Here is a 13,636-nt window from a genome sequence, read left to right as displayed (position 1 = left end):
TGTTTTTAGTATTTATTATCTGTTTTATTCATCTGCGTGACAATCTAAGAACTATATCTTGGTTCCAATTAATTATTGCTTGTAAGAGTGCTTGTTCCATTGAAATATTTGAATCTCTTAATAACTCTAAATTTTGTTCTCTTAATTTTTCAGTTCCATTTCTTTCATGATATGTTTTAAATGCGAGTAATTGTCGTAATTCGGTGCTTGTTTTAGAAGCAGTTATTCTTGTTTCATATTCTTCAAATTCTGCTTGTGCAGTTGCATCTTTTTGAGAATCTTTTTGAGCAAATAATAATAAATAACACGCTGCAGCATGCGCGGGATTTGCATCTTGATCTAGATCTTTGAATAATGGGTGGGAAAATAAGTGTGTAACTTCTGCGGTTTTTTGATCTTCTGTTAAACAAACATCTTCAAGTGTGCTAATTGGTTCTCCACTTAAAATTGGGGAAAGTAACATTTCATCCATCATTGCTCTATAAATTGCAAGTCCTGAAACTAGTAGTGTTTTTGCGTAGGATGAACCTCTATAAATTGTTCCTGTTCGATGTCGTTTTTTATTTTGCCATAATGTGGCAAATCCAAAATCTTCATCAGATTCTCCTTCTAATTCATCAGTTATTTTTGGTTTTTTCTTTTTTTCTTTTTTTTCTTTTAGCTTTTTTTTAAATCGGTACTCCCATCTTGATTTTCTTGAAGCAGGTTCTTTAAGGTGAAGTTCATGAACTCCTTTTTTTGTTAATCTATATAGTTCATCAATAATTGCAACTTTGTGAATTCCTGATTCTGATGGTGCTGAGTAAAGAACTGATCTTGTTTGGTTCCCGGGTAAATTTTCAACTAAATAAAATGCGAGTAATTTATTTCGTATGCTTTTGTCAGGAAGTGAGTTATAACTAACATATGGGACTTGTTTTTCAAATACTGCAGTTACGTGAGATAGTTTATCGATTAACATATGTTAAAACCTCGCAGCATTTAATGACTTCTTCAGGATTTGCTCCTGCTTTTTTGATAACTTGATTTATATCTTGTAGGCTTGCACCTTTTTTTGCTTCACGAATCATTACTTGTCGTAGTGTTTCATATTTTCTCATAAGCCCTGTTTGGTGAAGGACAGTTCGAACACAATCTTTAACAATTTCTCTAAGTTTTATATTTTCATCAGCATTAGGTTCATATATTCCTGGTTGTTTTTCTAGTCGTTCTAATTCAACGTATACTATTCGTGTACTTGCTTGCACATATGCGCCTTTTGAATCTGAACCAATAACTAAATAGTGATGTCCTTTTTCAAGTTCTGAAGGTGTTGTTTGAATTTGTGGTTGGGATCTGTGAATTGGTGGTCTTCTGTGCCCCCCTCTTTTTCTTCCAACTCCTGCTTTTTCTTCATATGCTTCGGTTAAGTCTTCATAATCAGAATCAAATTCATCATTAAATTCTCCTTGAAATGAGTCTGGGTCTGGACGAGGTGTTTTGAATGTGTGTCCTTTAAATTTTACTTTATCTCCAATTCTTATTTTTGTTCCTTCAGATTGTTTTGGAGTTACGGGTGCTAAATATTGAAGTTTTAGTTTTGCAGAGTCTACGTTATGAGGTAAGGTAACTTGACAAGTATATTCTTGAAGATCATCGTCAAGATGAGCCCATCTTTTTTTCTTTGTTGCTAAAACTCCTAAGTTGCCAAATACTTTTCTTAAATCAGAATCCTTATTATCAAAATCAAAACTACTTGAAGATATTGTAAGCTCAGGGTGTGATAATAATAAAACTAAATCTCCTTGTTCTGCAGGGGTATTTAAATCAACTTTTGTTCGTGGTAGAGGCATTGTTAAAACTGCAAGAGCATAATCTAAAAATTTATCTTCAGGAATTGCATCATCAACTTTGACAGGTTTTCCTGCTACGAAATCTTTTTCACTCTCTCGAGTTATTCTGTCCCAGTCCCAAAAAGAGATTCTAGATATGCGTTCATGTTTATTTGAAACATTAATTGAAAAATTAGGTAAATCAAATAATCGTTCTGTTTGTGTTATTAATTCTTCCCACAAATAATAAGAAAATACACTTGGAAACATTTCTTCAGTATAATGACCTAAGTCGATGTCTGTTTTTCTATGTTCTGCTTGCATTTCTGCTTGCATTACTAATGTTTCAATTCTTGGGTGTGTCATTTTTTTAATTTTTTTTAATTTTTTAATTTTTTTTTAACTCTAATCTTTTGTTGGGGGTGAAATTACTATTTCAGGAGGCGCAGTCATCAAGCCTAATTGGTAATTCATAACGGTTGTATAAAATGCTCTTCGTAAATTTTTAGGTCCATTCATGATTTCAACAGTTTCTCGTCTTAATTCTGGATCTACTATTTGGCTTGCAATATAATTTGCTCCAATCATGAGCAGTAAATCAAATGTTTTTTTTGTTGTTTGCAAACGATCTTCTAAACCAGTTATTTGAGCATAAAGTAAGTTAGCAGCCATAGTTGTGGAAAGATTTACATCTTGTTTACCATATCCTGGTTTTTGATAATCTTCGGATTTTACAGTTATTCTATTTGGTGGAAATTTTGTTGGAATTCCTATTTTTCCTTCGGTAGGAATTGTAAAATTATATCTATTTGCTTCAATTATTTTTTTTGAATATATTTGCATTGCAATCATGTGTGCAATTTCTGGAAGACTTAAGTCAACTATGGAATCAAATCTTTGATCTTCATAATTTGGTTGTTCGCCATTTCGGGTTTCTCTATGTTCTCCTGGAATTAATTCATAACTATGTTTGAAATTAACTAAGTAGGCATTTCTTATTCTCATAAGTGCCATTCGAGTTACGCAATCAACATCATTTTCTGCGGCAGTTAATACTGCGAGATATCTGCGTCTTCCTTCTGAGTGAACGATGTTTTCAAACCATCTTTCTTTTTTTCCAACCCATTTTTTTTCAATTCCAATTTGATCAATTCCAACACCTACATATTCCATGAGTTGGATTGCTGCCATGCTTAATGGTTTTTTAAAATTATGACCTCTTAGTATGTTTAATTGTGCATAGCCATCAGTTCTTATTTTAAGTTCATCTTTAACAAGTCGAGTTCTGGTTAAAATTGCAGCTATTTTTTTTATTGGATCAAATGGTTCTGGTTCTAATTCTACTTGGAACAATTCTCTTTTCTCTGTTCCTCCTCGAAGTTCTGCAAGTATGTCTAGTAATTCTGCTTCATCGGAGTCTTCTAAATCTGCAGGTGCTTGCATTTCGGGTTCAATAGATTCATCTGTCATAGTGAGTTATTTCTCCATTATGTCCTTGTTGGCAAGTTCCTTCTTTTTCATTTGCAAACAATCTTGATTTTTGATGTCGATCATGAAATATCATTCCATTAAATGGTGTGCCATATTTTCCTGGATATAGTGCACTTGCAATTTGTAATGCACCTAATGCTCCAACACTTTGATTCATCCAAGTATTTTGAGGTGTAATTTCCCGTCCACAACTTTGTCTTTGTTTTGCTCGATCAGATTCACCTTTTTCATTAATTCCTATATTGCAATCTAAACAAATTGTGTGATTGGGAACATAAAGATCTGCATTAAATCCATCAAATCTTCCTGATAAACTTGCAACAACGACATCATCTTTTAATCCTTGTTGACTTACGAGCATTCTTGCTGCAAAGTTATCAAATCCGTCGACATAAACATCATATGGTTCTTCAGGATCCCATCCTTCTTCTTTTAATTTTTTCATGATGGCTTTTGTTTTTGTAGCTCCACCGGATATTGCTGAAAGTCTTTTTGCAAGAGAATGGGTTTTTCTTTTTCCTTCCATTCCATAAAATAATATTGTTCGATGAATATTTGTTGATTCGATAATATCTGAATCTAGATTTGCAATTCTTCCAAATCCCATTTTAACAAGGGAATATCCAGTCATATTTCCAATTGATCCTGCGCCGTATAATAGTGCTGCTTTTTCTAAAAAATCTTCACATTCTAAAACAAATAATTCATCTCCTGAATATAGTGGGTGAAATATTTCGGAATTATGTCCAAATTTGTAATGTAGTGGGGTTTGTAATAATTCTTCACTTTTGTCGGGGATGTCTGTAAGAATTGCTCTTACTGCTTCTTCTGCAACAAGTCCTCCCATGACCATGCTGATTAATTCTCTTGTTACTTGTGCATTTGGGCTGAGTTGAAGTCCGTTTGAAGTTTCAATTCCAAACATTTCTAGTGTTTGTTGTTCTAGTAAACTCATTTCAGGCATTAATGCTTGTTCAATAGAAGCACCATCGAGTTCGGGATGCCAAAGTGCTGCTTTGGAATATCCTGGTACTACTGCAGAACTAATGAGCGTAGAATTTGTTTCTCGTGCGTATTTAAGTGCAATTTTTTTTGATTGTAAACTTGTAGTGCAATCAATTACCACTGATGATGCAAAAAGTAACATATCCGTTCCATTAAATCCTAAATTTGCATTTAAACTTGCAATTTTATTTGCGGGTATGTTATCTCCATTAAATTTTCTAAATGCTTTTGCGTATGCATGAGCTAGATTTCCCTGGGCTAAATCAATTCCAATAAAATTTTCTTTTAATCCTTCAAAATCTTCAGGAGGAGGTTCAATTTGAGCTGTGCTAATCATTCTTAATGGGATGCCTGAAGCTGCAAAAGGAAATGCATACCACATTCCAACTGGACTATCCATGACAACTGTAACTACTGAGTTTTCTAATTTCTTAAATCCCTCAGGTCCAACTCCTCTAAGGAATCTGTCCAATCTCGCTTCTTGATTATTTGCCATTTTTTTTATTTTATATTTTTTGAATTTGATTTTTTTGAATTTTTGTTTTATTTTTTTTTTTGTTTTCTATTTTTGTTTTCTATTTTTATTATTTTGTTTTATATTTGTTATTTTGCTAAAACTTGACCTACATACTGTTCTAATGATAAATTAAATTCGCAAGTTCCTTTTTGTGATTTTATCATAAAGTCTGTGTCATGAGTTGTTAAATCGCATTCAAGTTTCATGATCATATATTCTTGATCTTCTCCTCGTAAATATGGTCTGGGAATTTCTCCTTGTAAATTTATTGGATCTTCAAATAATGATCCTATCTTTTTTACTGCATCTCTTAAATTTTTTACATCTTTGTCCATTACAGTCTGAAGAATCATAAATAAGTAAGTAGAATATTTTACATCTTGAAGTTTATAATTTGCAAGGTATGCTCCTGCTGCATGATAAAATCCAATAGTTATATCTTCTTCATCAAGAGAATCATCTTTTTGAACTCCAACTATTGGGATATTGCTTGGCCAGTTTGTTAAATCTGGATTCTCAACTCCGACTAATGCTTTTTTTCCAGGTACAATGATTCTTGGTTTGCTTCCAGAAACTGCGATTCTTCTTTTGGTTGACCAGTATACTTTTTGATTTATTTCATGTTCCAGAGTATTTTCATCCCAGTATCTTCCTTGTGCAGATAAATCAGTAATAACTTCAACAGGAACTTCGAATGGTTTTTCGTATTCGTTATTTATGGAACCTCGAGCTAGCAATTGAATTTCTCCAAAAGTTTGATCTCCCAGTTCATTATAAATTAAACTTGTTGCGGTTGCAACATATAATCCTTGTTCTGCGCATATTACTCCTCTAAAGTCTAAATGTCGTCGTAATAATTCTCGAAAGCCACCTATTCGTGCTAAGTTAGTTTCATTAAAAACTCCTTCTTCTCGAAGTCCCATAATAAAATCTGCTTCCGCATGTAAATCTCCTAAATCATATCTTAATGTTAGATAATCTGCGGATTCTGGATAAAGAACTAATTCAAATCCTTCAATTTTCGGAGTTATGGGTCCAAGTTCTTCAAACATATCTTTGTATTTGCTTAGGTCCATGTTGGTGGTTCCTAACCAGTGTATAAAATTTGAAAGATTAATAACATCTTTTTCTGATCGTCTAGGAATTCCACTTGTAAATGGGTGTCTGTGAACAATTCCAACAACCATTAGTTCGTGAGGAGTTCCTTCTCGTTCTTCTTCTCGATTTATTCTTACTAATTCGTCAAGTGATTTTGCTGCATCATTTGGTTTGAAATTTACATCAACACCTGTAACAAATTGTCCTTGTTGTAGTAATGTATCAACTATTAATTGTGGTCGCATTCTTTCAGCTAAACTATAACCATACCATTCATATTTGCCTGCGCTTAGTGAATCGAGAACAGTTCCAATTGCAATATTTTTTTTATGTGCGCTTGTAGTAATTCCAACTTGATTAAATGGGAGTAAATGATCTAGGGGAGTTTCTTCTTGGAGTGCTGCTAAAAGGACTGCCGCTTCTCTTTCTTCAAACTCGCGAGTCATTTTAATAATCATCTCCATCAGTCTGTCTTGCAATTTGTTCTTCTCGAGCAGAGTCTTCAGCACCTATTTTGTGAATATTTCTAAGCATGTATCCTTGTTTTACTGCTTCATCTTTTGTCAAAACTGTGCCTTTTTCAAGTCCACGTGATCTATGCATTCTATCTAAATGATAATCTACAAATTCTTGACGGTGACTATCTAAGAAATTTCCTTCTGAATAATCTAAGAATGCAACAAATCCTTCTGCAGTCATTGGAAAACTTGGATATCCTCCAATATGGCAAATTGTAGTTAAGTGTCCATATACTCTTTGCATTTGAGGATCTACTAGGGATATGTGCATAGAAAATGGTGCGTCACTTTTTATTGGTCCTCGATAAATTACTCCATTATCATAACTGCCTGGAGGAAGATATTGTATTTCTCCATTAACAACTCTAAGTCCAATACATAAGTCTCCTGCAAATCCATCGGGATCATGTTCTTTTACAACAAACATGTTTTCATCAGAAGTTGTTTGTCTTGCAAATTTTGGTATTCGTCTTCCAATGTAATATATATTTCCATTTCTAAAAAATACTAAATTTTGATAACTGAATTGTTCTAAATCCATTATTGGCATGTAGTCTACATCTTTGAGAATATTATCTTGAGCAGAATCCATTTTTGATTTTAATTCAGAAGTTGCGTCAGCTTTTACTAAATGTGTTATGTATGTTTGGTATACGTCATTTAGGTGAGAAACTTTACCTCCTTGAGTGTGTAGTCCTAATGATTTTCCGTTAATTTTTGCAACAAGTTCTGAATCAGTTGCAGTTTCTTCAGTAAGTACGAATGCATGATTATCAATTATTAAACAAGGAGTATCTCTTAGCACCATTGAAAGAACTGATGTTGTTCCGTCATATTCTCGCTGAGATGTTTCATCCCAATCAGAAACAAACGGAGCTTTTCGTAGGTGTGCACTTTTAAGTTGTTTTTCTAATTGATCTACTATATGTGTTTTTAATTCAAGATCTTTTGTTGTGGTTTCTCCTTGTTCGCCAAGAATTTCTTTAATAATTTGCTCTCCGGTTTTTACTTCAACGTCTTCGTCTAAAATACTTGCGAGTCGATCTTCTGCTGAAGCATTAACTAATAGGGGAAATATTTCATCAACAACAAATTTTAGAAGTGTGTATTTATTCATAAACGAAACTAGAGTGTCATCACTTCGTTCTAAGTTATCTGTTATGAATCTATTTTTTGTTTCATTTATTTCTGCGCGATTAGAAAGTCGGTCGGATAATTCTAAGTCTGATACTAATACTCCAGAACTTAATGGATAATAAACTTGAGAATTCCCACAGTTTTGAACTATGTGATCTCCTGTTGGTTCTTCTGTTGTATGATCACCTATAAAATAGGCTTGATCATCAAAAAATACTACTGATGATTTCTTCGCTTGAATATAATCTAAAAAGGTTTGTATCATTTAGTTTCTGCAACCCACCTCTTTTGCAGCGTCTAAATTTTTCTTTATTTTTTTGTTATTTTTTCTGTTATTGCGTTTAAATTAAATCATCTAAGGTTTCATGTCCTGGACTTCCTCGTCGACTCATAGTAGCTCGTGCTCTATGAATTGTGTGAGAAGTTCTTGATGGTTGACTATACGCAGGGGCTTTTTTAGGTGTAGGTTTTGCACTTGCAGGTTTGCTTGGCGCAGAACTAACAACTCTTCTTGTTGGATTCGCAACTTGAGGTGTTGCAACTTTTTCTTCAACAGTTCCTGAAGTTGGAGTTGAATCGCTTTCAGTCATGGTAGCTTTCGCTCGATATTTACCTTCATCCATACGCATATAATCGCTTAATTTTTTGGTAGTCTTTGAAGTTATTGCTTCTCCATTAAGTGTCCATACTAATTCTTCTGAAGCATCATCGCCTTGTGCTCTTTCATATGTTGTTTGCAATCCTTTTGCAATTCGTCTATCTGTTGAAGTGGTAAACAAGTTTTTTTGTCCAGCCCTTTCTACTAAGTGTACTAGTGCGTCATATGCATTCATTTCTAGAATTTCTGGTTTACACACGGCAATTGCGCAACTGTCAAGTCTTGAACTTGGGCCTAAGTGTAAAACATAGTGATGTTTAGGTTCTGCTCTTCGAAGTGGACTTTGAGCAGGTCTTTGAGTTTGAGTTGATTGTATTCTATCTGGATGCGCATAATTTGCAAAGTCAGAACTTCCGCGTCCATCGCGAAGTCCTCTTATTCCAATTTCAGCTCCTTCTTCAAGTCCGTTTGGACAATTACTAACAAAAATTGTTCTACCGTTATCATCGCGAACTCTAGCATCTCCTCTGCCGCCAAATCCTAATACTTTGTAAATTTGATCTTCTCTACCCATTTAAAAACGCCCCCAAAATCTCTTATTAATTAATATATATTTATTGAAAATTATATTTTTATTAATTAGTTCTGCCCTTATTATTTATAAGTTTTTTTATCTTGGAGTGGCAACGTTTTAGCGAGGACAAATCTACTTAGAATTGTTTACATATTTAGTTAAAACAGTGTACTAGAATTAATTAAATTAAGTAAAATCATTTAAAAATTTACGATCGCTTATACCAACTTAACTACTTTAAGTTTTTACTCTACTTTTATTTCTTTGACTTCGTAGAATCGACGAATATTTTTTTCTAAATTTCGCAAGTTTTTAGCATTTCTGCCAATTAGTAGTCCTTTGGTTTGCATGTTGTCTTCAGTAATCACTATTGTGCCTTCTTCTTCCTTTATGTTGTTTATTCGTAAAGGTTGGATCATGTTTTTGATAAATCCAATTAAGCTATCTTCAAATTCAACAATCTTAATTTTTTTACCAAATGCTTTTCCAAGTTTAGGTACGTTTTCACTGCCTTTTCCTAGTGCTTTCCAAAGTTGTCCTTTATCCACTATAAAAACTAGTCTATCTTGTATTTCATCAAAGAAACAATCTTTACACTTCGCTCTAGTTATTTTCTCGAACAAAGTAAACTGTTGTATAGTTTGTTGGTCGTAAGTTATTTTTGTCATAGAACATCAAAATATTTATTTTTTTACTCCTAACACTTTTATGTTATGAGGTCGTTTACAAACATCTCCTAACTCTTCGTTAGATATTTCTAAATCGATTATTTCAACACCAGCAATTTTTGCATAGTGTTTGATATCTTCGCTAGTAATATCATCGCAGTTTGAGCATAAGAATACTTTGTCTATTGTTCCTTGTCTTAATCCTTTTACAGTTGTGTCTTGTCCAAAGATTAATTTTTCCTCTTTCAGTAATTTTTTAATTTCTGCTATTACGTCAGCCATTTATAACACCTGTAACCTTATTTTTTACTTATCATTTAAATGTTTTTAGTTTTTATGATTGTTCTTATTTTTGAAATAAATCTTAGACTTCTATACTTTTTTTCGAAGTCCAGGCATTCCAGTTCCAATAGGTATTTCTTGATTAAGCATTACATTTTCAACAATACTTGTTAATTCATCTTCTTCTCCTGCAAGTGCTGCGTTGATTATGTGTTTGATTGGAGTTTCAAATGATGCTCTTGCAAGTACTGAACTTTTATCTCTAATAATACCATATCTTGTAATTCCTTGTAATATTCCGTTTGAACACATAAGATCTGAAATTAAGATAATATGTCTTTCATCAATATTTAGACCTTGGCTTCCAATTACTTTTAGTACTTCACGAATAATTGTTTCTCTTGCAGCTTCAATTCCTAAATATGCTGTTACTTCTTGAATATCATTTGAGATTGTTCTTGTTTCATCTACAAATTCTAAATTGTTTATTTCTTTTAGATTTGATCCAGCAGTAATAATCATAAATTCATCTTGTTTTCGTACAGGTAATACTTGAGTAATTCCCTTAACTCCTGCAACATGTAATTCTTTTGCTTTTTCTTTTACTTTGTAAACATCATTAAGACCTGCATCTTTTCCACTAACTTTAATTGAAACAACATTATCTTTTACTTTTATGCTGTGGTCTTTTAGTGGTTTTTCAAGTGATTTTTGAATATTTGCAGGTGTAGTTCCAAATTCTTTTAATTTGTCTTCATTTAAAATTACATCAACAACCATATCAACAATATTTATTGAAAATTCTTTTGTTAAGTCTTTTAATTTTGTTTCTTTAATTTGTGATGCAATGAGTCTAATATCTTTTCCTTTACTATATGGACTTCGTAAAAAAACTTCCATCATTGGTGTTGAAATTGTTTTTCTTGCATCTAAAATTTCAATTATCCTTGGAAGACCGACGGTTACGTTCATTTCCGCAACCCCTGCCAAGTGGAATGTGTTCAAGGTCATTTGTGTACCCTGCTCTCCAATTGATTCTGATGCTACAAGCCCTACACTTTCACCTGGTTCTACCTGAGTGTCAATATATTCTTGTTCTACTGCTGCAAGGATTTTTTTTAGAAGTGGTTTAGTTATCTTTTCGGGTAACTCTTCTTTTACTTGCTCCAGTATTTTTTGAGGAAGTTTTTTTTCATATTCTTTGAATAGTGCATCCATTTTAGTACCTTTTTGATTTTTTATATTTTCTTATTATAATTGTTAATTATGAGTAAAAGATTTAACATTAAGTTTATGCTTTTTTTGCATGTATAACTTCAGAGATTACTCCTTTAATGTCTAGTTTTCCACCAACTGATTTACAAACATCAATTCCATCTTCTCCATATTTGAATTGGATGATTTTATGACTTGCATTTCTTACAGTATTATCATAGTCTACTTTTATATCTTGCATCGCGTTTGCAAGTCTTCTATATAGGTATCCTGATTTTGGTGTACGAAGAGCTGTATCCATCAGACTGTCTCGTCCAGTCATTCCCATGAAGAAAAACTCGTGTGGTTTTAATCCTTGTTTGAATCCGCGTCTAATAAATCCTCTAGCGGAAGGTGTTAAGTCTCCTCGTTTAAAACAACTTAGGGTTCTTCCCTTGTAGCCTTTAATAATTCGACCTCCTCTCATAGCTTGCTGACCTACACATGCCGCCATTTGAGCTAAGTTTAGAGGTTTTCCTCTTGCACCACTTCGTGACATCATTATTGTTCCTGTTTCTTTGGTGCTGTATTCGTCTACAATTTTTCCTGTTTCATTCCTTGCTTTATTTAGTCGCTCAAGAATTTTTAATTCTAAAGTTTCTTGCATGGATTTTCCAGGGAAAGTTTCGAGTTCTTCTTTATTGAATGATTCAATTAGTTTATCTACATCAGTATATGAATCAGTTAGGATTTCTTCTATTTTTTCTTGAGCAATTTTTGGTAAGTCTGTATCTGCAATAGAAGTTGTAAACCCGGTGTATTTTAAAGTGAAAATTCCAAGTTTTTGGATTCTTGCAATTAGTCCTGCAGTGTAAGCATCACCATACTTTTTGTGTATGTGTCTTAACAATAATCCTTTTGCTTCTCCAAGACTTAGTCTGTCCATGTATCCTTTTTTGAGTTGTCCATCAACAATTTCAATTTCATCTTTACTCATAGTTTTTCCATAATAAGTTAATCCTTCAGGAAGTAACATGCTGAATAATTCATTTCCTGTAATGATCTCTTTTTTTGGTAATCTTGAGTAATCTTCAATTCCTACTTTCATTAAAATGTCAACTGCTTTTTTTCTTGGAATTGCTTTAACTAGTTTTGTTAGAACATAATTTCCTGATACTGCATCTTGAATACATCCAATTACGCTCAGTCCAAATCCTGGTGAGATTAATTGTGTTTGTACTTGCATCAGAGTTTGTGCTTCTGCTCGTGCTTCTTCAGTTTGTGGGATGTGTAAGTTCATCTCATCTCCGTCGAAGTCCGCATTGTATGGATTACAAACAGTTGGATTTAACCTAAATGTTCTTCCAGGTAAAACTCTTACTCGATGACACATCATACTCATTCGATGCAAACTTGGTTGTCGGTTAAAAATTGCAATATCGCCATCCATTAAGTGTCGCTCTACCATGTATCCTGGTTGAATTTCTTCTAAAATTGCTTCTTTCATGTCATCTGTAATTTTCTTTTTCTTTCCATCAGGTCTTACTACGTAGTTTGCTCCTGGATACTTTTTTGCTCCATTTTCAATGAATTTTTTTAAGTATGCAGAGTTCCATTCAGTCATTCTTTCAGGAACTGTTAATTTAGTTGCAACAATCATAGGAACTCCTACTTCATTTAGTTCGATCATTGGATCTGGACTAATTACAGTACGCGCACTAAAGTTAGTTCTCTTTCCTGCAAGATTGTGTCTAATTCTTCCTTCTTTACTTTTGATTCGCTCAGCAATTGTTTTTAGTGGTTGTCCACTTCGATGTCTTGCTGGTGGTAACTGTGGTACTTCATTGTTGAAGAATGTTGTAACGTGATATTGGAGTAAGTCCCATAAATCTTCAATAATAATTTCTGGTGCTCCTGCATTAATATTTTCAAAAAGACGTTGATTGATTCTTACAATATCTCCCATTTTGTGTGTGATATCATCTTCACTTCGCTCTCCTGATTCAAGAGTAATACTAGGTCTCATAGTTACAGGCGGAATTGGCAGTACTGTTAAAATAAGCCATTCAGGTCTCATTTGTTTTGCATTAAATCCTAAAAAATTAACATCGTCTTCACTTAATTTTTCAAGTCTTGTTCGAATTTCAATAGGTGAAATTCTTTTATCTGCCTCAAGGAATGTTGATGGTTTTTCAAGAGTGATTTTTTGTTGTCTTGATTTACAGTGAGGACATTTATTGATTGTTTTTAGTGATTTAACATTTTCTGTGATAAATTTTCTTCTTGATTCTAAACTTTCGAATGCATCAAAGTTTTCAATTTTTTCTAAAATCTTTTCTCTTTGGTTGTTTGGAATTAGTAATTTACCACATTCTTTACAACTGCATTTGATGATTGTTAAAATTAAACCTACATAATTAATGTGAATTACTGGTCTTGCCATTTCAATATATCCAAAGTGTCCTGGACATTCTTTTAATTTTGCACCGCAAGTTCTACATCTAAGTCCTGGATCAATTACTCCTAATCGTGTATCCATAAGACCTCCGTCTACTGGATATCCTTCTTTATCGTAAAGCTCAGGTGTAACAACTTTAGCCGAAGCCATTTGCTTAATTAGTTTTGGACTCATTATTCCGAAAACTATGCTTTTTACTTTTTTGTGCGGGTGCTGTGGTAAGCCTGTTTCATCAATCATTTTGAGTAACCTTCTTGAATTTTATTTTTTTTGGATTTCATTAAA

At 33.2% G+C, this 13,636-nt stretch carries 11 protein-coding genes; all 11 read right to left on the bottom strand.

What is annotated here, in order from left to right; translation table 11 throughout:
• Positions 1–28: 28 nt before the first annotated feature.
• The 11 genes from HN587_01990 to HN587_01940 all read right to left on the bottom strand — a co-directional run bounded on the left by HN587_01990 (position 29) and on the right by HN587_01940 (position 13,591).
• Positions 29–961 (bottom strand): hypothetical protein, encoded by a 933-nt coding sequence (locus HN587_01990; protein ID MBT7902602.1) that lies wholly within the window; start codon positions 959–961, stop codon positions 29–31.
• Entirely contained in the window at positions 948–2,177 is a 1,230-nt protein-coding gene (locus tag HN587_01985; GenBank protein ID MBT7902601.1) for a hypothetical protein, read from the bottom strand. The genes HN587_01990 and HN587_01985 overlap by 14 nt, the downstream gene beginning before the upstream one ends.
• Before the next feature lie 39 nt (positions 2,178–2,216).
• Positions 2,217–3,281: a hypothetical protein gene (locus tag HN587_01980; protein MBT7902600.1), complete on the bottom strand. Its 1,065-nt coding sequence runs from the start codon at positions 3,279–3,281 to the stop codon at positions 2,217–2,219.
• Complete coding sequence (locus HN587_01975; protein ID MBT7902599.1) at positions 3,271–4,803, bottom strand: hypothetical protein; 1,533 nt, start codon at positions 4,801–4,803, stop codon at positions 3,271–3,273. Before HN587_01975 ends, HN587_01980 begins: the two co-directional genes overlap by 11 nt.
• Before the next feature lie 107 nt (positions 4,804–4,910).
• The gene (locus HN587_01970) at positions 4,911–6,401 is read right to left on the bottom strand and encodes a hypothetical protein (GenBank protein MBT7902598.1); all 1,491 of its coding nucleotides are present in this window, start codon (positions 6,399–6,401) and stop codon (positions 4,911–4,913) included.
• Positions 6,370–7,842: a hypothetical protein gene (locus tag HN587_01965; GenBank protein MBT7902597.1), complete on the bottom strand. Its 1,473-nt coding sequence runs from the start codon at positions 7,840–7,842 to the stop codon at positions 6,370–6,372. Before HN587_01965 ends, HN587_01970 begins: the two co-directional genes overlap by 32 nt.
• A 76-nt stretch (positions 7,843–7,918) precedes the next feature.
• Positions 7,919–8,749 (bottom strand): hypothetical protein, encoded by an 831-nt coding sequence (locus HN587_01960; GenBank protein MBT7902596.1) that lies wholly within the window; start codon positions 8,747–8,749, stop codon positions 7,919–7,921.
• Positions 8,750–8,994: 245 nt separating this feature from the next.
• Positions 8,995–9,417: a NusA-like transcription termination signal-binding factor gene (locus tag HN587_01955; protein ID MBT7902595.1), complete on the bottom strand. Its 423-nt coding sequence runs from the start codon at positions 9,415–9,417 to the stop codon at positions 8,995–8,997.
• Positions 9,418–9,432: 15 nt separating this feature from the next.
• A complete protein-coding gene (locus HN587_01950; protein MBT7902594.1) occupies positions 9,433–9,699 on the bottom strand; it encodes a hypothetical protein in 267 nt (88 codons plus the stop codon).
• 90 nt (positions 9,700–9,789) lie between these two features.
• Positions 9,790–10,917 carry a DNA-directed RNA polymerase subunit A'' gene (locus tag HN587_01945; protein MBT7902593.1) on the bottom strand — a complete coding sequence of 376 codons (1,128 nt, stop codon included), beginning with the start codon at positions 10,915–10,917 and terminating at the stop codon, positions 9,790–9,792.
• A gap of 73 nt (positions 10,918–10,990) precedes the next feature.
• Complete coding sequence (locus tag HN587_01940; protein MBT7902592.1) at positions 10,991–13,591, bottom strand: DNA-directed RNA polymerase subunit A'; 2,601 nt, start codon at positions 13,589–13,591, stop codon at positions 10,991–10,993.
• Positions 13,592–13,636: the final 45 nt, after the last annotated feature.

It is taken from the genome of Candidatus Woesearchaeota archaeon, assembly GCA_018675335.1.
GTDB lineage: Archaea > Nanobdellota > Nanobdellia > Woesearchaeales > UBA11576 > JABJCP01.
This window is presented reverse-complemented; position numbering and strand designations above follow the sequence as displayed.